Annotated in this window: 23 protein-coding genes, 1 tRNA gene and 2 pseudogenes; 6 read left to right on the forward strand and 20 right to left on the reverse strand. The window is 67.0% G+C overall.

The window, feature by feature from the left end; translation table 11 throughout:
• Nucleotides 1–95: 95 nt before the first annotated feature.
• The 10 genes from repSA to ACIQMR_RS05375 all read right to left on the reverse strand — a co-directional run bounded on the left by repSA (nucleotide 96) and on the right by ACIQMR_RS05375 (nucleotide 6,047).
• Nucleotides 96–1,454, reverse strand: coding sequence for a replication initiator protein RepSA (repSA, locus tag ACIQMR_RS05330; RefSeq protein ID WP_401384073.1), 1,359 nt, complete (start codon nucleotides 1,452–1,454; stop codon nucleotides 96–98).
• A 14-nt stretch (nucleotides 1,455–1,468) separates the two neighbouring features.
• Nucleotides 1,469–1,663 (reverse strand): hypothetical protein, encoded by a 195-nt coding sequence (locus tag ACIQMR_RS05335; protein ID WP_401383117.1) that lies wholly within the window; start codon nucleotides 1,661–1,663, stop codon nucleotides 1,469–1,471.
• 92 nt (nucleotides 1,664–1,755) lie between these two features.
• On the reverse strand, nucleotides 1,756–2,067 hold the full coding sequence (locus tag ACIQMR_RS05340; RefSeq protein WP_401383119.1) for a SpdD-like protein: 312 nt from the start codon (nucleotides 2,065–2,067) through the stop codon (nucleotides 1,756–1,758).
• A gap of 23 nt (nucleotides 2,068–2,090) precedes the next feature.
• Nucleotides 2,091–2,246, reverse strand: a complete 156-nt coding sequence (locus ACIQMR_RS05345) for a hypothetical protein (RefSeq protein ID WP_401383121.1) — start codon at nucleotides 2,244–2,246, stop codon at nucleotides 2,091–2,093.
• A 16-nt stretch (nucleotides 2,247–2,262) separates the two neighbouring features.
• The gene (locus ACIQMR_RS05350; RefSeq protein ID WP_401383124.1) at nucleotides 2,263–2,457 is read right to left on the reverse strand and encodes a mobile element transfer protein; all 195 of its coding nucleotides are present in this window, start codon (nucleotides 2,455–2,457) and stop codon (nucleotides 2,263–2,265) included.
• 19 nt (nucleotides 2,458–2,476) lie between these two features.
• A complete protein-coding gene (locus ACIQMR_RS05355) occupies nucleotides 2,477–3,142 on the reverse strand; it encodes a DUF2637 domain-containing protein (protein WP_401383126.1) in 666 nt (221 codons plus the stop codon).
• A gap of 22 nt (nucleotides 3,143–3,164) precedes the next feature.
• Complete coding sequence (locus ACIQMR_RS05360) at nucleotides 3,165–3,332, reverse strand: hypothetical protein (RefSeq protein WP_401383129.1); 168 nt, start codon at nucleotides 3,330–3,332, stop codon at nucleotides 3,165–3,167.
• A gap of 79 nt (nucleotides 3,333–3,411) precedes the next feature.
• The gene (locus tag ACIQMR_RS05365; protein ID WP_401383131.1) at nucleotides 3,412–4,770 is read right to left on the reverse strand and encodes an FtsK/SpoIIIE domain-containing protein; all 1,359 of its coding nucleotides are present in this window, start codon (nucleotides 4,768–4,770) and stop codon (nucleotides 3,412–3,414) included.
• A 2-nt stretch (nucleotides 4,771–4,772) separates the two neighbouring features.
• The gene (locus ACIQMR_RS05370) at nucleotides 4,773–5,129 is read right to left on the reverse strand and encodes a hypothetical protein (RefSeq protein ID WP_401383133.1); all 357 of its coding nucleotides are present in this window, start codon (nucleotides 5,127–5,129) and stop codon (nucleotides 4,773–4,775) included.
• A gap of 138 nt (nucleotides 5,130–5,267) precedes the next feature.
• The gene (locus ACIQMR_RS05375) at nucleotides 5,268–6,047 is read right to left on the reverse strand and encodes a GntR family transcriptional regulator (RefSeq protein ID WP_401383136.1); all 780 of its coding nucleotides are present in this window, start codon (nucleotides 6,045–6,047) and stop codon (nucleotides 5,268–5,270) included.
• Between the two features lie 18 nt (nucleotides 6,048–6,065).
• On the opposite strand from ACIQMR_RS05375, the gene ACIQMR_RS05380 reads away from it, so the two are divergent.
• Nucleotides 6,066–6,533 (forward strand): NUDIX hydrolase, encoded by a 468-nt coding sequence (locus ACIQMR_RS05380; RefSeq protein ID WP_401383138.1) that lies wholly within the window; start codon nucleotides 6,066–6,068, stop codon nucleotides 6,531–6,533.
• A gap of 532 nt (nucleotides 6,534–7,065) precedes the next feature.
• Here ACIQMR_RS05380 and ACIQMR_RS05385 read toward each other — a convergent pair.
• From ACIQMR_RS05385 to ACIQMR_RS05400, 4 genes are all read right to left on the reverse strand, one after another.
• On the reverse strand, nucleotides 7,066–8,058 hold the full coding sequence (locus ACIQMR_RS05385) for a hypothetical protein (protein ID WP_401383140.1): 993 nt from the start codon (nucleotides 8,056–8,058) through the stop codon (nucleotides 7,066–7,068).
• Nucleotides 8,059–8,329: 271 nt separating this feature from the next.
• Nucleotides 8,330–8,839 carry a phosphoribosyltransferase gene (locus ACIQMR_RS05390; protein WP_401383142.1) on the reverse strand — a complete coding sequence of 170 codons (510 nt, stop codon included), beginning with the start codon at nucleotides 8,837–8,839 and terminating at the stop codon, nucleotides 8,330–8,332.
• Nucleotides 8,840–8,852: 13 nt separating this feature from the next.
• The gene (gene dcd, locus ACIQMR_RS05395; RefSeq protein WP_355974202.1) at nucleotides 8,853–9,428 is read right to left on the reverse strand and encodes a dCTP deaminase; all 576 of its coding nucleotides are present in this window, start codon (nucleotides 9,426–9,428) and stop codon (nucleotides 8,853–8,855) included.
• A gap of 105 nt (nucleotides 9,429–9,533) precedes the next feature.
• Nucleotides 9,534–9,743, reverse strand: a complete 210-nt coding sequence (locus ACIQMR_RS05400; protein WP_266380953.1) for a hypothetical protein — start codon at nucleotides 9,741–9,743, stop codon at nucleotides 9,534–9,536.
• Between the two features lie 280 nt (nucleotides 9,744–10,023).
• Here ACIQMR_RS05400 and ACIQMR_RS05405 point away from each other — a divergent pair.
• Nucleotides 10,024–10,097, forward strand: a tRNA-Gly gene (locus ACIQMR_RS05405).
• A gap of 15 nt (nucleotides 10,098–10,112) precedes the next feature.
• On the opposite strand, the pseudogene ACIQMR_RS05410 reads toward ACIQMR_RS05405, so the two are convergent.
• Nucleotides 10,113–10,559, reverse strand: a pseudogene (locus ACIQMR_RS05410) (tyrosine-type recombinase/integrase); the annotation flags it as partial.
• 266 nt (nucleotides 10,560–10,825) lie between these two features.
• On the opposite strand from ACIQMR_RS05410, the gene ACIQMR_RS05415 reads away from it, so the two are divergent.
• The 3 genes from ACIQMR_RS05415 to ACIQMR_RS05425 all read left to right on the forward strand — a co-directional run bounded on the left by ACIQMR_RS05415 (nucleotide 10,826) and on the right by ACIQMR_RS05425 (nucleotide 12,605).
• On the forward strand, nucleotides 10,826–11,356 hold the full coding sequence (locus tag ACIQMR_RS05415) for a hypothetical protein (RefSeq protein ID WP_401383146.1): 531 nt from the start codon (nucleotides 10,826–10,828) through the stop codon (nucleotides 11,354–11,356).
• A 773-nt stretch (nucleotides 11,357–12,129) separates the two neighbouring features.
• The gene (locus ACIQMR_RS05420; protein WP_401383149.1) at nucleotides 12,130–12,405 is read left to right on the forward strand and encodes a hypothetical protein; all 276 of its coding nucleotides are present in this window, start codon (nucleotides 12,130–12,132) and stop codon (nucleotides 12,403–12,405) included.
• Nucleotides 12,406–12,431: 26 nt separating this feature from the next.
• Nucleotides 12,432–12,605 (forward strand): hypothetical protein, encoded by a 174-nt coding sequence (locus ACIQMR_RS05425; RefSeq protein ID WP_401383152.1) that lies wholly within the window; start codon nucleotides 12,432–12,434, stop codon nucleotides 12,603–12,605.
• 319 nt (nucleotides 12,606–12,924) lie between these two features.
• Here ACIQMR_RS05425 and ACIQMR_RS05430 read toward each other — a convergent pair whose 3' ends face one another.
• Together ACIQMR_RS05430 and ACIQMR_RS05435 are read right to left on the reverse strand one after the other, a co-directional pair.
• Nucleotides 12,925–13,269 carry a hypothetical protein gene (locus ACIQMR_RS05430; protein WP_401383154.1) on the reverse strand — a complete coding sequence of 115 codons (345 nt, stop codon included), beginning with the start codon at nucleotides 13,267–13,269 and terminating at the stop codon, nucleotides 12,925–12,927.
• Between the two features lie 16 nt (nucleotides 13,270–13,285).
• On the reverse strand, nucleotides 13,286–13,549 hold the full coding sequence (locus tag ACIQMR_RS05435; protein WP_401383157.1) for a hypothetical protein: 264 nt from the start codon (nucleotides 13,547–13,549) through the stop codon (nucleotides 13,286–13,288).
• A 201-nt stretch (nucleotides 13,550–13,750) separates the two neighbouring features.
• Here ACIQMR_RS05435 and ACIQMR_RS05440 point away from each other — a divergent pair.
• Nucleotides 13,751–14,428, forward strand: a pseudogene (locus tag ACIQMR_RS05440) (GntR family transcriptional regulator).
• Nucleotides 14,429–14,446: 18 nt separating this feature from the next.
• Here the strand turns inward: ACIQMR_RS05440 and ACIQMR_RS05445 are convergent.
• The 3 genes from ACIQMR_RS05445 to ACIQMR_RS05455 form a co-directional block, all read right to left on the reverse strand.
• Nucleotides 14,447–14,920, reverse strand: coding sequence for a DUF4240 domain-containing protein (locus tag ACIQMR_RS05445; RefSeq protein WP_401384076.1), 474 nt, complete (start codon nucleotides 14,918–14,920; stop codon nucleotides 14,447–14,449).
• 413 nt (nucleotides 14,921–15,333) lie between these two features.
• Nucleotides 15,334–15,717, reverse strand: coding sequence for a hypothetical protein (locus tag ACIQMR_RS05450; RefSeq protein ID WP_401383159.1), 384 nt, complete (start codon nucleotides 15,715–15,717; stop codon nucleotides 15,334–15,336).
• A 127-nt stretch (nucleotides 15,718–15,844) separates the two neighbouring features.
• Nucleotides 15,845–16,207, reverse strand: a complete 363-nt coding sequence (locus tag ACIQMR_RS05455; RefSeq protein ID WP_401383160.1) for a hypothetical protein — start codon at nucleotides 16,205–16,207, stop codon at nucleotides 15,845–15,847.
• Between the last annotated feature and the right edge of the window lie 366 nt (nucleotides 16,208–16,573).

Here is a 16,573-nt window from a genome sequence, read left to right on the forward strand (position 1 = left end):
GATCCCTCTCAGGGGCCCGACGGAGGTGCATCCGCATCCACTCCTCGGTACTCATGACCTCACGCTTCGGTGCACCCTTGTGAGCCTTCGGCCGCTCAGCGTTCCTGCTCATCGGTGACACCTCCTGCCCATTCCTCGCGGGCGGTTTCGCGGTTGAGCTGAAGGTCTCTGGCGATGGTGGCGGCGAGGACGGATTCGCCCGGGGTGTGGCCGTGTCCGGCGTACTCCCAGGAGGCGAGGACGAGCACGGTGTCCGGATCGCCGAGGACCTCTTGCTCCTGGGCGGCGCGGTAGTCGGCGCGGATCTGGCGCAGCGCGCCGAGGGTGGTCGAGTAGCGGCGGGACTTGGTGGAGAAGTGGCCGCGGAAGCCGAGCATGTGAGCCCAGGCGCCCAGCTTCCGGTCCGGGTAGAGCGGCGCGAGGTCGAGGCATGCCTCGATCAGGCGGCGGGGGTGGTCGGGCACGTCCAGGAGGTGGAGGACTTCCCGGTTCCCGATGCGGCGGTCGAGGCTGCCGGTCGATTCGGCGGCTTTGGTGGCGTACTTGGCGACGTAGGAGGCGACGGCCTGTTCGGTGATGTCGGAGCCGTCGCCGAAGGCTTTGACCGGCCGGATGTCGAGCTGTCGGCCCCAGCGGAAAGGCCGGCGGGGCTGGTCCCCTGCGGCCGGGACGGTAATCGAGGTGTAGGAGTGGGCGATGGCGGCGCGGATGGAGTCGGTGAGCAGCTGCACCGTGGCCCAGGACGGCGGGGCCGTGTCGGGGCCGTCCGGGCCGTCGAGTCGGATCACGGCGTGGAAGTGGATCGCGCCGCGCTTCTGGAACTCGGCGACCTTGCCGTAGGAGACCCGCAGCGCGTCTTTGAGGTCACGTTGCGTGAGTCCGGCGCGGGCGGCGAGTTCGCGGCGAAGCCGGGTGGTGAAGCGCTGCCACAACTGGCCCGCGTGGTTGTTGAACAGGACCGTCCCGGCGTAGTCGTAGGTGGCCGGGTCCAGGGCGGTACCCAGGGCGGGGTCGTTCTCGGCGTGCCTGGTGCCGCAGCGGCAGACTCCACGGTCGGGGCGGTTGTGGACCGGGCCGAACGACGGCGCGGTGAAGGTGGCGAAGACCCGGGCGTGGTCGCGGACGGTGGCGGGGATGTCCTTGGACTCGTCTCCGGCCAGGCCCGCGCGGATGAGGTGGTAAGTGTCGCCCGCGTAGGTGTAGGCGCAGGAAGGGCAGCGTGAGGCGCGGCGGTTACCGCAGGCGACGCGGAGCCGTCCGTCCGGCTCGGTGTCGGTGGAGTAGCGGCGCAGCGTCTCGCCGCTCACGCGGTCTTTGGCGAGGGTCCAGCCGGTGAGGTGGATCGGGTCGGAGCAGCCGCCGGTGCGGTGCACCTGGTCCTTCCAGCGCTCGAAGCCGGGGGACCCGGCCACCCGCAGCACGTCGCTAAGGATGACCGGGTCCAGGCCCGCCATGGTGGCGGTGGCGCTCACGCGGCCACCTCGATGCGGGACGAGGCCGGGCGACGGGCAGGGCGGGTGCCGGTGCCGTGGCAGGCCGGGCAGTGAACCGTGATCGTGCGGAGGTTTCCGCGTAGGTCGCGGCCGCCGAGGGTGACCCTCACGGTGGGGAAGCCGTCGCAGTTCGCGCAGACCCGCACGGGGGCGGTCGTGGGCTGGGCCATGATGGGTGTTCCTTCCGGATCGGTTGGTTCGGGCAGGGGCACGGCTTCCGGGGCGGCGGATACTTGGCGGTTGAGACCGCCCCGGAGGCCGGTCAGCGGCGCTTGGTCTCGGAGGCGAGCAGCGAGCGGAGCACGACGGCGCAGACCGCGACCGAGGCGGCGGTGACGGCGACCGCGAGGAGCATCGAGACCAGGACCGTGCCGACGACCAGGACCACGGCGGTGCCTCCACCGACGAGGGCGAGCGCGGTGCCGGGGGTGAGCTGGACCGTGGGCCGGGCCGGTGTCGGCGGTGCGAGGGGTGCCGGTGCCGGGGTGTGGTGGACGATCGTGGTCGGCGAGACGGTGGGCGGGGTGACGATGCCGGTCGGGGTCGGCATGGTGGGGATCTTCGGGCGGAGCATGGTGGTTCTCCCTTCTGCGTGAGCTACTTGACGGCGGTGTCGATGCCGGGGGCCAGGAGGCTGTCGGCGAGGAGGTAGCCGCCGAGGAGGAGTACGGCGACGAGCCACCAGGGCGGGCGGATGAGCTTGATGCCGAGGGCGCCGACGACGATGAGGGCGAGCCAGAGCGGTACGTCCATGGCGGTGTTCTCCCGGTCAGTCGGTGATGCGGCAGCGGTGGGTGCGGGCGGCGAGCTGGGCAGCGGACTGGCTGGTGTAGTCGGCGGACCAGCCGCAGCGGTCGGCGGTGCATACGGCGGCGTGCTTGGTGCGGCCGTGCCGGTCGCGGTGGGTGCCGATCTGCACCGGGCCGATACGCATCACGGAGTGGAAGTGGTCGCGAGCGGGCATGACGAGTTCTCCTTTCTGGTCAGGTGAGTTGGGCGGCGATGGCGTCGGCCATCGGTGCGGGGACACCGAGGCGGGCGCGCAGAGTGTCGGTGTCGATCGGCGTACCAGTACGGGCGCGGTGATCGGCGGCGACCTTGCGGGCGTGGTCGACCAGCGCCGCCGGAACGGCGCGAGCCAGTTCGGGAGCGGGCTCGGGGGCGGCGGGCAGAGCCGGGGCAGGCTCCGAGAGCTCGACGGCCGCAGGCTTAGCAGCGGGGGCCGGTTCGGCCGGCACACTCTCGGCCGGTTCAGGCTCGGGGTCGGGTTCGGGGTCGTGGTCGACCGCGGCTGGTGAGTGGGCGAGGAGTGTGCCGCCGAGGAAGGCGAGCGCGGGCCATCCGGCGATGCCGAAGCGCAGCCACGCGGGCGGGTGCTGGAGGTCGAGGAACCCGGCGGTGGCGACGTTCGCGCCGAGCGAGGCGACCAGGGCGATCAGGAACCAGCACCAGGCGAGCCGGGAGGGTCCGTCGTTGCGCAGCCGACGCCAGGCGGCGACCAGGAGCAGGTCGACACTGACCGGGTAGGCCCATGCCTTCCATCCGGTCTGCCCGGCAGCGGCGGCGAGGTCGTGCAGGTGGGCGAAGGACAGGGCCCCGGCAATCACGGCTTGCACCAGGACGGCGTCGACGCGGAGTGAGCGGGTCATGTCTTCACCTCCTCTTGGGGTGTCAGGCGGTCGGAGCGGCACCGGAGCCGAAGCAGGTCAGGCAGAGCGCGGCCTGCCGGTCGGCGGTCTCGCGGAGCTTGCGGGCGGAGCCGACACGGACGGTTTCGGCGATCTCGCCGACGCCCTTGCAGTCCGGGCACTTCTTCGGCCGGGGCTTGCGAGTGGCCATGAGCGTTCCTTCCGGTTTCAGGCATGGCGGGGGTAGGGACGTGGCGCGAGGCGGTCGCGCCGACCGGGATGCGTGTGGATCAGACGGAGGCGGGTGCCTCGGTCGGAGCCGGGGTCTTGACGAGTGAGACCGTGGGCGGCAGTTCGGGCCGGAAGGCGGCGAAGCCGGGCAGCACGGGGGCGCGGTGGGCGTGCCGATTGCAGGCGTTCACGGCCTGCCGCATCGAGGTGTGCGGAGTGCGGATGCGGGCCCAGCCGCCGGAAGAGTCGCCGGTGACGGCGAGGCCGGGGGTCTCGGTCGGGATGGAAATGGCGGCCAGGACGGCGTCGGGTGCGATGTCACCGAAGGCCATGTTCGCGGAGGGTTCGTCGTTGACACGGTGCGCGGTCCGGCCGGTGAGCTGGGCACGGAGCATGGTGACGCCCTTGCCGAGCTCGGAGCCGAAGCGCTGCCCGCAGATCTCCAGATAGATGCCGGCAGCACGGCCGAGCTGGGCGAGGCGTACGAGGGCGGTGATGATGCGATCCCGGCGCGGCTCGTCCGCCTTGGTGGGGGACAGGGCGAGTTCGGCGACCTCGTCGACGAGCAGGACGATCGGGGTCGGACGCAGATGGGCCGGGAGATCCCAGATGTCGGCGGCGATCTCAGCATCGGGCACGTCCGCGGTGATGCGCTGTTCAGCCCGGATCAGCTGGTAGACGCCCTCCATGTGGGAGACGAGTGCGTCGAGGAGATCGGCGGCGGTGTCGGGGTTGTCGGCCAGCGCGGAGAAGCGGCGGGCAAGCGGGAACAGCTCCACACCCTGTTTGCAGTCGATGCCGACCAAGGCCACGTCCTGCGGGGCGAGTTCGGCGACCAGGTTGCGCTGGTAGACGGACTTGCCGGACTTCGTGGCGCCGAGGGTCAGGGCGTGCGGGGTGCTGCGGTAGTCGCGGTAGTGGACGGCGCCGTCCTCGCGCAGGGCGACGGGGACGCGCATCGGGGCGTTGTCGACCTTGGCGGGCATCTGCACCCGGGCGAGTACGTCGTAGCCGGTCATCCGCAGCTCGACGACCCCCGAGCGCAGTTCGCGGGAGGTGACGCCGTACATCGCGAAGGAGTGCCGCAGCCGGTCGCATGCGGCCGCCACGTCGAAGGCGTCCTGTCCGGGCCGGAGTCCCAGCCGTAAGACGAGGCCGGTCCGGGTCGGGCGGAGCCGCAGGATGCGCGGCGGGCGTGATTCGGGAGCGGGCCGGTTGGCCATCCGGGCGATGGCGAGCCGCCAGCGCGGCGGGGGGACGGTCAGCCCGCACGCTTCCATGACCGAGCTGTAGTGGACCAGGACCCGCAGCGTGGCCAGGACGACCCCGATGGTCAGCCAGTACCAGGCGGGGCGCCGCCACCGCAGAAGACCCGCGGTGACGACGACCAGCGTCAGGAGGGCGGTCAGCCAGGACATGATCAGGCCGCCTTGGGCTTCGTGGCACCTGCTGCGAGCGACGTGACGGCGACCGCGCGGAACGCGATGCCGTGACGGCGCTGGCCGTTGAACTCGTTCTCCCACGGCCGGGCGATCAAGCCCGTGATAGCGACCGGGGTGCCCATGGCCAGATCACCGGAGATACCGGTCTCGGGCACGGTCACCGAAAGGATCTCCACCTCACCGTTCGCCGCGAACATCACGTCCACGGTCGACAGCGCGGCACCGGTCTCGGCGTCCATCGCGCGCTCGCCGGTACGGCGGTCCTTCACCTTGGGCTGCGGGGGCTGGGCCACCATCACGGTGGCAGCGTTGGTGTCGACAGGGATCTGACGCACAGAGATCACTCCTCTAGAGGTGATGGACTCCGCCACTCATGTATATGAGTGACATGAAGAAGAGTGCCTGACTCCTGTATATGAGTCAACCCGCCTGGACGAAGAAGTCCGGGCGGGCTGTGGGAAGTTGAGCGAGCGTCAGTCAGCCGCGGGGATGCGGTAGCTGAAAACGAACTGGTCAGCAGCCATGAGGGTGTCGCAGACCTCAACCACGCGACCGGTGTCGGTGACCGCATCGCGGATGAGGTGAATAACGGGTGCGCCGGGGCTCAGTGCCAGTTCGGATGACTCGGCCTTGGTGGCCGGGCGTGCCTGCAACGTCTCGACGAACTCGGCGAAGGTGTGGCCATCGTCCTCGAGGCGGGCGTAGATGCCGCCGGGGCCAGGGTTCTCGGCGAACAGCTCGGGGATGTCCTTGACCACGTCCCACGGCAGGTACGAGGTGGCCGTCTCCACGGGGACACCGTTGCGGAAGTAGAGGCGTCGGCGAGCGAGCACCTGAGTGCCGGCATCAACGCCGAGCCGTTCCGCGATCTCCTCCGGGGCCTCCGTCGGGCCGATGTAGAGGACGCTTACCTTGGCCGTCGCGCCGGACTGCGCCGACTCAGCGAGGTACGCGGCCTTGCCGCCCCGACGGTGCGAGGCACGGAACCGATCCGAGGAGCGCAGCCGTACAGGCGGCCGGTCCTTCACGATCGAACCCTTACCGTGACGGGTCTCCACCAGGCCACTGGCCCGGACCTCGACCATGGCCTTACGGATCGTCCCGCCAGCGACGCCGTAGCGCTCGACCAGCTCGGACTCACTCGGCACCATGTCACCAGGCTTGAGGACGCCGGCCCGGATCTGCTGAATGATCTCGTCGGCGATCTGAACGTACCGAGGTACGGCCCTGCCACCTCCTACGGCTGTTCCCATAGTCCTTCTCACTCTCCTATGCTCCTGTACATGAGTAACAGCGCCCGCGAGACCCAGTCAACGCCACTGCACTCCGTGTCGGTGGCCGGAGCCGTGGTGCGCGAGGACGGGCGACTGCTGGCAATCCGCCGAGCAGACAACGGGACATGGGAACTGCCGGGCGGAGTCCTCGAACTCACCGAGGCCCCGGAGGAAGGCGTAGCCCGCGAGGTCTGGGAAGAGACTGGCATCCGCGTCGAGGTCGACGAGCTCACCGGGGTCTACAAGAACACGAGCCGAGGCATCGTCGCCCTGGTCTTCCGGTGCAAGCCCTCGGGTGGCGTCGAACGAACCTCTGCGGAGTCCACGGCAGTCGACTGGCTCACTCCCGAAGAGATCCGCGAGCGGATGGCCGAGGTCTACGCCGTGCGCCTGCTCGATGCACTGGACGGGCACGGGCCCCACGTCCGGAGCCACGACGGCAAGCAGCTGATCCAAGCGCGGTAAGAGTTTCTCTACTTCATTAAAGGCGGCTCGCTCCGCTCGCCGCGCGCGGCCCCGGCTCCAGCGCCGGGCCCCGACGCTCCTGTCTCCGCCCCGCTCCGGGCCCCGGCTCCGCCGGCCGCGCGGCTAGAGCGAGCACACCTGATGCGGTGGACGGTAGCCCGCTGTGGCTGGGGCGGTCGGCTCCACGGCTTTAGGCAGCCACCATGGGGCGAGCCTCCAAGATCGGGGCCCACATCGGGCTATTGCGGGCAGGTCCAGAGACTGCCCGAGTCGCGGGAAGCTTACGGGCCCCGATCTCTCGCCCCATGGCAGCTCCCGCCCAAAGCCGCTCCACCGACCTCAGTCTGTCGCCATCCCCCAAGTGGTCGCCAGCAGCCCCCAGCCACCGCCGGCCACGAACCACACGTCGAGTTGCGTCCACGGACGTCAGCAGCGGCACAGCTCGGCGACCATCCACAATCGGCGTCGTCCGAACAAGTACTTCAGGGTCCGCTCCGGCGCTTGACCGGCCCATTGAGACTCCGCCGATCTGTCATTCCTGTCGGGCAATTCCGCTAGAACGTCGAGGGATCGAGCGATACACGGCAAATGGAATCAAAGAGAACCCAGGACTCTGAGGAAGGTCGATGAATCCCATACCACCCAGATACTTCATAAGCCCATTAATCGAATCCGCGAATTGCCCTCTGTTTACACTTCCATCCGGATTGGTGAATGTTAGATCGGGCAGTTCTGTGTCATCAGGGCCGTAGCTCCCAATGCTCCCGACCAGCGTCCATTCTTGCCTGGACGTTCCGTAACGCGCGAAGAGAATATCCGCCTCAGTGTCCAGGTATTGGCGACCTTCTTGCAGTCGGGAGCCGATCAACACCTCCCCCGAGTCGACGGGCGAGAGGTTGATGTGCAGCCCTGGCGCGAAGATTCCCCGAGCCATTCGGATAATGGACCGAAGCGATGCACCGTCGACTCCCTCCATCCCGTGAAAGTCTACGATGGCATCTTCCAGCTGGCGCTCCGGCTGAACTTGGTCAGGCTTCGGCGGTCGCTTCTGCCCCTGCTTGCTCGTGCGAGAGGAGCCAGCGGGTGGAGACGAGGGCAGAGCACCGATACCCTGCAGCCCCGTCGCAACTGACGCAAACCCCGAGAAGACGCCCGCGGCATATCGCGTGTCGAAAAGCGATCCCGGCGCAGTGATGCGAACAAGTGACCCCGGAGGGGCGATCTCCTTCAAATTCCCCGACGTCCATTGAGAGATGTCAGCGGCTTCTGTCGAGATATCCCGGAGCAATGACTCAGATTCCAGCGCGTCTTCAAGAGCGGGGAAAATGGCGTCACCGAGAGATTTCTGCGTATATCTCTCACTACCGGTCGCCCGCAAGTGCTGGGCAGCACTCCTAGGACCGAAAGTATTCTTCTTCTCGTGGCGACTGGTTTCGCGTTCCTCTTCCACTACCCCGCCATCAAGCTGGGCTAGCATGGCTCTGACTTTGTCAGTGTCCACATACAAGAATTCACGCAGGATCAAAGGACGCACCTCGCTTCAATCGGAGGCCCATGCTATTCGCAGTGCGTCTAGCTCGCAGGATGTCCCGGAAAATGGCACCGGGTGCCGGGAGTCCGACGCGAGTGGTAGTCAAGGGCCGTAGCGCACGGCAAGCGAAGTTCAGCAACCACGTTGATCGCAGCCTGCCGGTCACAAGCGTGCGTGTCGAACGGCTACCAGCGGACCTCAGCGACTGCCCTGCTCATGGTTCGCAATCGAAGGAATCTTGTCCGGATGACGGAGTGAGCGCAGGTCAGAGCGCTTCCTTGTTCTCCTTCGGTGCCTCGCCCGACGTATGTACTGGAGGCAAGACGCTCCAGGGGAAGTTGATCCAGTCGTCGGTGCGCTTCCAGACGTACTCGCACTTCACGAGCGACTGCGACTTCTCGTAGATCACGGCCGACCGCACCTCGGCGACATGGTCGACGCAGAAGTCGTGGACGAGCTTCAGGGTCTTGCCGGTGTCGGCGACGTCGTCGGCGATCAGGACCTTCTTGTCGGAGAAGTCGATCGCGTTCGGCACGGGCGCGAGCATGACCGGCATCTCCAGGGTGGTCCCCACGCCCGTGTAGAACTCCACGTTCACGAGGTGGATGTTCTTGCAGTCCAGGGCGTACGCCAGGCCGCCGGCGACGAAGACACCGCCGCGGGCGATGGACAGGACGATGTCGGGCTCGTACCCGTCGTCGGCGATGCTCTGCGCGAGCTCACGGATCGCGCCGCCGAACCTCTCGTACGTCAGGTTCTCGCGTACCTCACTCATCGCGTACCGGTCCTCACACCTGCGTCCGATGGAAATTCATGAAGGACCGCGAGGCCGTCGGCCCTCGCTGGCCCTGATAGCGCGATCCGTACTTCTCGGATCCGTACGGGTGCTCCGCCGGCGAGCTCAGCCGGAACATGCACAGCTGCCCGATCTTCATCCCCGGCCACAGCTTGATCGGGAGCGTCGCCAGGTTCGACAGCTCCAGCGTGACGTGCCCGGAGAAGCCGGGGTCGATGAAGCCCGCGGTGGAGTGCGTGACCAGCCCGAGGCGGCCCAGGGAGCTCTTGCCCTCCAGGCGGGAGGCGAGGTCGTCGGGCAGCGTGATCACCTCGTACGTCGACGCGAGCACGAACTCGCCGGGGTGCAGGATGAACGCCTCGTCACCCTCCGGCTCGACCAGCCGCGTCAGATCCGCCTGCTCGACCGCGGGGTCGATGTGCGGATAGCGGTGGTTCTCGAACACCCGGAAGTAGCGGTCGAGCCGCACGTCGATGCTCGAGGGCTGCACCATCGAATCGTCGAACGGGTCGATACGGACCCGCCCCGCGTCGATCTCGGTCCGGATGTCCTTGTCTGAGAGAAGCACGCCCCGAGGATACGCAGAGCGCGCGGGCCCACCCCAATCGGGCGGATCCCGCGCGCCTCACTCCCCTGCCTTCTCCACTCTCGCCGCCGCTTCTCCGGCACCGCTCTAGCGGTTCTGCAGCTCCACGGGCACGGCCTGCCGCAGCCGCGCGCACCTGGGGCACCGGATGAGCCGCCCGGGCCCGATCCGGCCGCTGCCGAGCTGCTGCATCGGGAACGACGGGGTGGTGAAGACATGCCCTTCGGCACACCGGACGACGGTGCGTCCCAGTGAATCCCCTTGATCCATCAAGTCCTTCGAGTTCATCGGGTCCATCAAGTCCCTTCCCCAACAAGCACGGACGAGATAGCCACATTAGGGGATGAACAGGACACCACTCCACGCGGCACTCCGCCGCCAAAGGTACGCCCCCAACCCCTCCACCCCGCACCCACATCCCCCACCCCACGCCCCCTCACCGGAGCCCGGATTGGCCACCCACCACCTCCCGCCGGAACCCTCCCCGAAACGCACGGAAGACCCTCGGCGCAATACACCGGGGGCCTTCGATGGGGTACAGTGTGCAACGCTGCGGCATTGATCACCGAGCCGCTGCGCGGGTGTAGTTTAATGGTAGAACATGAGCTTCCCAAGCTCAGAGCGCGGGTTCGATTCCCGTCACCCGCTCCACGACGAAGGCCCAGCTCATAGAGCCGGGCCTTTCTTGTTGTCTGGACCACGCTGGGCGTCGCGTGCCCGTTCCGTGCCCGATGCCTGATCGTCGGGCACGTTCGCGGCCTTGTCACGCTCGGCCCGGACGCGGGAGTCGATACCGCCGGCCACCTCCCTCTGCCGCTCCAGGTTCGAGTGCTGATAGATCAGCGCGGCCCGCTCGGAGGACTGTCCGGCGCGGACCATCGTGTCCTTGAGGGTGGCGCCCGACTGGGTCGAGAGCGTGTGTCCGGTGTGGCGAAGATCGTAGAAGCGGAAGTTGTCCGGGAGCCCGACCTTGGTGCGGGCCTGGCGCCACTTCCGCCCGAAGGTGGACCTGCGGAACGGCTTGCCACGCTCCCCCACGAACAGCAGGCGGTCAGGCTTCTTCTCCGCGTACCAGGCGAGGTGACGCTTCAAGTCCTTCTCCATGAAGGCCGGCGTCGCGCGCCCGCCGGGGATTGCGGGGCAGACCTTGGACGGCGCACGAGGCGCGGGTTCGGCGGAACGGTGAAGGCGGGCCACGCCTCTGGTCGGCTGACCGAGAGCCCTCGACACACTGACCTCACCCCTAACTCCCTTCACATACAGCCCAGTTGACTCAAGCTTGCCTCAAATCGATTCTCACCAGTCTTCACACAGACCATAGTTGTGGCCATCCGGTGCAGCCGAGGGGCGACCGGTCATCCACCAAGGGGGAACACTTCATGAAGCGTGCATTCAGCGCGATGCTCGCGACCGTCGTCGTGGGCGGAGGCGTGATCGTCGCAACCACCACGCCGGCCTACGCGGCGTGCGACAACACCGGCACCTTCATCAGCATCATCAACAAGAAGACGACGTGGAAGCGCACCAACGTCCACAGCGACTGGGCGCAGCCGGGCATCAACATCCGCTACTCCAAGACGAAGGAAGCCACGTTCAAGGCGGAGGGCACCGCAACCATCGGAGCCGACGCCGGCGTCGTCTTCGCCAAGGCCAATGTCTCGTTCAGCGGCACGCTCGGTAAGTCGTGGTCCCAGAGTGACTCCTGGTCGTACTCCGGTACGGTGCAGCGCAAGCCCGGCAAGACGAAGGGCCGTCTGATGATGTTCCACGAGGCCAAGAGCTTCACGGCACACAAGTACCGGGTCACGAACGGGACCGGCGGCCAGTGCAAGTCGACGACCGTCTACAAGAAGGCCGGCACGTACCCGGTCAAGAAGAACGTCAACACCTGGGGCATCGAGTACTCCTGATCGTCGCCTGGCCGCCACACGACAGGTGCCGTTCGTGTGTCCGGGACGGGCGTCCGCCTCTCGCCCTCGTCAGGTGCTTGAGCCGTCCACAGCCGACGCGGTGACGCAGGGAAGGGCGACCTCCCAGGTGTCGGCGGCGCACTGCGCGCCCGTTGTTGGACCGGGATGCCGCCCTGGAAGGCAATTGCGGCCCCGCACACGTAAGCCCCGGCCACCCGTGAAGGGCGACCGGGCGTGGCGGATTCGGAGGCGAGTGGATCGCTAAGGCGAGGGAGTAGCAACCGGAAGCAGAATGCAGAGTGCTCGGCAGCACAACATCGCCCTAAGTGCTCCGCGCAGTCGGGCCGAGAGCAAGTCCGGCACTCGCCACCCGTCTAGTCCGGGGTGCGACAACGCGCCCGCGCTGTTGCGCGGGATCGCCGACTCCATCGAGGCCTTGGGGCCGGCCGAGATTCAGGACATCGTGATCTGCTCAGAAGTCACCGAACACGGCGATTGCCTCTCGGCGACGGTCTACTACCACCTGCCGGAGAGTTGATCGCCCGCCGCAAGGGAGAAGACGCGTCGCCCACAGCGCGTGCCGGATCCGTGCCGGAACGCGTGGTCAACCACGGTCGACCACAGGGCAACAAAGTGCATCGACGCAGTGGCGTCACGCCTCGCAACGGCTGGGCCGACACCGATGGACGATCGAACGCACCATGCCCTGGCTCGCCGGCACGGACCGTCGCGTGGTCGGCCGAACACGAAACGGTCTCCGCTACCGGTGAGCGGTGGATCGAGCAGCCCCGAGACTTGGTGATCAGCGGAAACTGTCCAACACCGGTGCGGGCTGCTACTCCGTGTGGACCCGGTTCACCAACGATCTTGCCCCTGGTCCGCTCGCGAAGCAGGCCCAGGTGTGCGGCCCTGGCACTGTCGGTGCCGAGGCACGACAGACCTACCGGCTCACCACCACACGCCAGTTCACGGTGTGCAAGGGCACCGAAAACACCAAGGACTGCGATCCCTGGCACAACATCACCTCGTGGCCCGTCAACCGGGCCTGACCACGCCTACTGAGAGGAGCTACATCATGAGCGGCATCGACAAGAACGATCTCGACGAGGTCATTGCCAAGACCTTCGACGAGGTCAAGGCGGCCGTGAACTCGCACAACGAGAAGAGCATCCAGATGTACAGCAATGCGCTGCGGGCATTGGTGGAGCTGCGGCAGCAGATCCTGTCCCAGGAGCGCTCTGTCAGCTAGCCACTGCGGTGCGTCGGTCCTCAGGCCCTGATCATGGTCTGAGGACCGACACTGTCGTGTGCGAGGCCGCTCTCCGGCAGACGAACCCGGACACGTACGCAGGCCCGTCCTGGGTCGATAGCCCTGCTGTCGGCCTACGGACGAAGAGGCTGCTTCTTCCAAACGGTCCCACGATGACCGGCAAACTGTCAGGTCATGCGTAGGGGAGGCGAGGTTGAGCGCCGTGGCTGAAGGGAGACCCAAAGGCTGAGATCTCGGCGAACGTGTCGACCGGCTCGACAAGCACGTCGAACAGGAAGGTCGTCGACAGATTGCAGCGTCACGAATGGAAGCGCCTCAAGCAGACAAGCCGTCGGACGACGAACCGAGGCGCGTTGTGATGGCACATCTCGCAGAGGCCGAGCATTCCGGCGCCGTGGCTGTGGCGGTGGCGGTGGCGGTGGCGGTGGCACTGGGCCAACCGGTGCGCCTGCGCCTTGTCCAGGCCGTCATTAAGGGACAGCGCACGTTCAAAGAGCTGAGCGCTCTCGACGACATCGGAACGAGCGGTCAGCCGTACCACCATCTGCGCCCGCAGAGGCCGGGCGGCTGCACCGTTGCGAATGGGGCAGTAAACCATCACCGAAGGGCGGGCGAAGGGTGCGCTGCTGGCTTTCGCCACCACAGCCGGAACCCTCTCCCTAATCCTGAATCAGCAGGTCCGGATGCGTGAACACAAAGATCATGTACGTGACCGCCGCCATTGTCCCCACGAAGGACAACGCCAGGCCGGACGGAGGCTGAGAACGACTCGCACTGTGACGCGTGGCAGCACGGTATTCGATGAAGCCCCGGACAAGGCCGGTGAGGCCAAGCGGCAACGCCAGCGCCCAGACGAGCATCCAGAACGGGCAGCAGAACCAGAACGCGACGGAAGCCTCACCGAAAACGACGGCAAGACTCATTCGCCCCGATCTGTGACTAGTCGCGTCATCAGTGCGGGTCACCCGCTGATCAAAGCGGCATGAGAGGGAAGCTCAGCAGCCGCCCCTGGCCGGCACGCTGACCCTCACCTGCCCGATCGACCAGAGAGCCACGGGGACTATCGGGCACGGCTTGCCGTCGGGACCCAACCACGAGAGCAGGCGCAGCTCGTCCGGCGGCGGATCGCGGGGCGCGAGTGGCGCCCGGAGACCGGCTGCCCTCACGTGCATCGGCCAGGAGTGCGGCGTGGGCAAGAACTCGTCCGGCGGGCTCAGGAACTCTTTATCTGCCAGGTCGAGTTGGAGGGACGAACCGGGTCAGGGACGAACGTGGTAGAGCCCCGGCAACGGGTGCGGCTGGTTCGGTCCGCCGCGCGCGAGCAGCCAGATGGTTCGCCGTTCCGCGCGGACATGAAGGCCGTGGGGCGGAACGGCGGCTGGGAGAGCCGGACCGATGCCAAGGTGCCTGCGCCGGCGGAGATCGCTGCGCGGCTCGGGATGGGCGAGGGCGAGCTATGTGTCCGTACCGTGTATGAGTTCCTCGCCGACGGCCGGCCCGTGCAGCTGTCGACGAGCTGGGAGCCATACGAACAGCCCAGCGGGACCCTCGTCGTACTTCCTGAGGGCGGGCCGCACGCCGGGACCGGCGTTGTGAACCGGATGGCCGAGATCGGCGTCACGGTCAACCATGCCGTCGAGCAGCCGGAGCCACGGCAGGCCACCACCGAGGAGGCGTCACTCCTCGGGATCCAGAAGGGCGCGCTCGTCACGCACATCCGGCGGACGTACTGCAGCGACGAGGGGCGCCCCGTGGAGACGGCGGACATCGTCGTGCTCGACGCCCTGTGCGAGATCGCTTAGATCCCCATCAATCCGTAGCTAGCCTCGTTCTTGCAGGTGCGGCCAACCGTCCCTGTTGGAGTAGCTTTCGAAGCAGTACCTGGTAGAGCGGCCCCACTGCTCACCGGTGGCCAGCTCGTATGCCTTGTCCGGCACGTACAGCAGCCACTCTCCGTCGCACTCGCTTGAGGTGTAGGGGGCGAACTTGTCGACGTCGAAGAAGACGCTCTCCCACACGGCCTGCCCCGCAGCCACCACAGCGCAACGTGTGTACAGGAACACGTCGGACGACTGCGGGAACGGGCTGCCATCGCGCAGAGTCAGGTCGACCACGGGCAGGGTCCCGAACTTCTCCTGGTCCAGGCGATGAAGCGCCTCAGCATGGCGCTCCGCGAAGCCAATGATGTCGGGGACGGGGCGGCGACTCAGCTCCTCGGCCAAACGCCGGCAGTTCGCGTGGGTGGCTTCGCCGTTCAGGGTGGCTATCAGCGCCCAGAAGTCGGCCCATGTCATTCTCACGGGCGCAGCATGGCAGGGCGGTCCGACATGCGTAGCTGACATCAACGGCGGGGTGTCGGTGGTCAGCTGGGCCGCAGCGCGCCGGTGACGCTGTCGTGACCCTGGGCTCTGTTCCTCAACACGGCTGAGATTGCGGGGACTTCTTGGGACATCGCTCCCCCAGAGGTCCGGCACCACTGGTAGGGCTATTTCGCAGTCAGCGGGTCAGGCCGTGCTTGTGCAGCGCGGACGATGCCCGGAAACGGATGCGCCCACACTGCTCACGATCTTCCTCCGAAGTGTCCTCCGAGCAGCAGCAGTGGGACGCGAGCCGACGAAGATCCTCTGCGTCCAGCCACAGTGAGACACGTCCCCTGGCCCTCTCGGCTTCCGGATCTGTCGGCTTGACATCAGGCATGAGCTGCAGGCTACCCGTGTCCGTCGTGTGTGGTCCATGGGGATTCCTCCATGTCCTCCTCCAGCTCCGTGATGGGCCGGGCACCGAGTATCACCGCGATGGAAATGCCCGGCTCCTCCTCGTACTTCCAGCTGGCTGGGTCCTGTACGAGGGCGGCTACCCGATCGGTCGGCACATCGTCGCCGACGTAAGCCACCGGCCACTCGGGTCCTCGGCGAACCTTGAGGAAGCCGAGGCGTTGCCAGCGCACGATGAGTCGAGAGAAGACCGGGACGTATTCCTCCCATAGCTTCTCGTCCTCGCTCTGCGTACGGTCCGCCAGGATCTCCCAAAGGCAGGAACCCTCCGTGGCGTTCACATAGAGGAGGTACTCGTCGTCGGTCCACTCCTTCATCGTTTTCTCCTGCGTACGGCCAAGTCTTCCGGCGCGGACCCGGCGAGGCCGCCCTCGTCTCGCTATTCAACTCGAGTTCGTGATGTCAGCGGTGTCACGGAGCCCGCTTGGCGCCCGTCGTTCGGGATCAAGAGTGTGTCTGCAACCAATGACGCGCGGCAGCCAGTGTCACTTCCATGTCGTCGCGCCATGAACAGACTTCCAGCCACGACATGTAGCCGCCCTGGGTGAAGACCAGGACCTCACCTGGGCACTCGCCGGCTTCGGTGACGAGCTGCGCTTCGGCCGCCACGACCGTGCTGGAGCCGGTGGGTGCAGAGTCCACCTTGCTGGTGTCGAGCGCGAAGTAGGCGGTGCCACACCCACATGTGCAGCGGGCTCGCACGCTGAGGTGTGGAATCTGCCTTCGGAGCGCGATATGAACCAGGGTGTCCCCGTTCAGGACCGCCGCAAGCACGTCGGCTACGTCGGCAGGCAGGCTCTCGGTCATCTCGTCACCGTATCTGCGGCCTGCCGCGCCGGAGCGAAGCTGGTGAGATCCGCGAGCTGTACGTCCAAGCTCTGGATGAGCTTGGCGTGCCCCTTCCAGACGAGGAGACGGCAGGCCGACGTCTCCTCGTGAGTCTCGCCTTCGGTCTGACGCGAGGCGAGCTGGGCGCCGAGGATGTGGCTGTCCGGCTCTTGATGACGGTCACAGCTCGTACGCGGGAGGAGACGCAGTTCCTTTCCATCGCCGCCGACTACAGCGAATGGATCGGACCGGACGAACTCCCGAGATGGGAACACGATCTACAAAACGCAGCCCACACTTTGACGGCCTCCACCGACTTTGCTCCAACAGCGGCACACCAGGTTC

The sequence above is a fragment of the Streptomyces sp. NPDC091376 genome, assembly GCF_044757085.1.
Lineage (GTDB): Bacteria > Actinomycetota > Actinomycetes > Streptomycetales > Streptomycetaceae > Streptomyces > Streptomyces pratisoli.

Coding starts and splice junctions, on each gene's coding strand:
- repSA (WP_401384073.1), bottom strand. CDS start 1,454: ATGGCGGGCCTGGACCCGGTCATCCTTAGCGACGTGCTGCGGGTGGCC.
- ACIQMR_RS05335 (WP_401383117.1), bottom strand. CDS start 1,663: ATGGCCCAGCCCACGACCGCCCCCGTGCGGGTCTGCGCGAACTGCGAC.
- ACIQMR_RS05340 (WP_401383119.1), bottom strand. CDS start 2,067: ATGCTCCGCCCGAAGATCCCCACCATGCCGACCCCGACCGGCATCGTC.
- ACIQMR_RS05345 (WP_401383121.1), bottom strand. CDS start 2,246: ATGGACGTACCGCTCTGGCTCGCCCTCATCGTCGTCGGCGCCCTCGGC.
- ACIQMR_RS05350 (WP_401383124.1), bottom strand. CDS start 2,457: ATGCCCGCTCGCGACCACTTCCACTCCGTGATGCGTATCGGCCCGGTG.
- ACIQMR_RS05355 (WP_401383126.1), bottom strand. CDS start 3,142: ATGACCCGCTCACTCCGCGTCGACGCCGTCCTGGTGCAAGCCGTGATT.
- ACIQMR_RS05360 (WP_401383129.1), bottom strand. CDS start 3,332: ATGGCCACTCGCAAGCCCCGGCCGAAGAAGTGCCCGGACTGCAAGGGC.
- ACIQMR_RS05365 (WP_401383131.1), bottom strand. CDS start 4,770: ATGTCCTGGCTGACCGCCCTCCTGACGCTGGTCGTCGTCACCGCGGGT.
- ACIQMR_RS05375 (WP_401383136.1), bottom strand. CDS start 6,047: ATGGGAACAGCCGTAGGAGGTGGCAGGGCCGTACCTCGGTACGTTCAG.
- ACIQMR_RS05380 (WP_401383138.1), top strand. CDS start 6,066: ATGCTCCTGTACATGAGTAACAGCGCCCGCGAGACCCAGTCAACGCCA.
- ACIQMR_RS05390 (WP_401383142.1), bottom strand. CDS start 8,839: ATGAGTGAGGTACGCGAGAACCTGACGTACGAGAGGTTCGGCGGCGCG.
- ACIQMR_RS05400 (WP_266380953.1), bottom strand. CDS start 9,743: ATGGACCCGATGAACTCGAAGGACTTGATGGATCAAGGGGATTCACTG.
- ACIQMR_RS05415 (WP_401383146.1), top strand. CDS start 10,826: ATGAAGCGTGCATTCAGCGCGATGCTCGCGACCGTCGTCGTGGGCGGA.
- ACIQMR_RS05425 (WP_401383152.1), top strand. CDS start 12,432: ATGAGCGGCATCGACAAGAACGATCTCGACGAGGTCATTGCCAAGACC.
- ACIQMR_RS05435 (WP_401383157.1), bottom strand. CDS start 13,549: ATGAGTCTTGCCGTCGTTTTCGGTGAGGCTTCCGTCGCGTTCTGGTTC.
- ACIQMR_RS05445 (WP_401384076.1), bottom strand. CDS start 14,920: ATGACATGGGCCGACTTCTGGGCGCTGATAGCCACCCTGAACGGCGAA.
- ACIQMR_RS05450 (WP_401383159.1), bottom strand. CDS start 15,717: ATGAAGGAGTGGACCGACGACGAGTACCTCCTCTATGTGAACGCCACG.
- ACIQMR_RS05455 (WP_401383160.1), bottom strand. CDS start 16,207: ATGACCGAGAGCCTGCCTGCCGACGTAGCCGACGTGCTTGCGGCGGTC.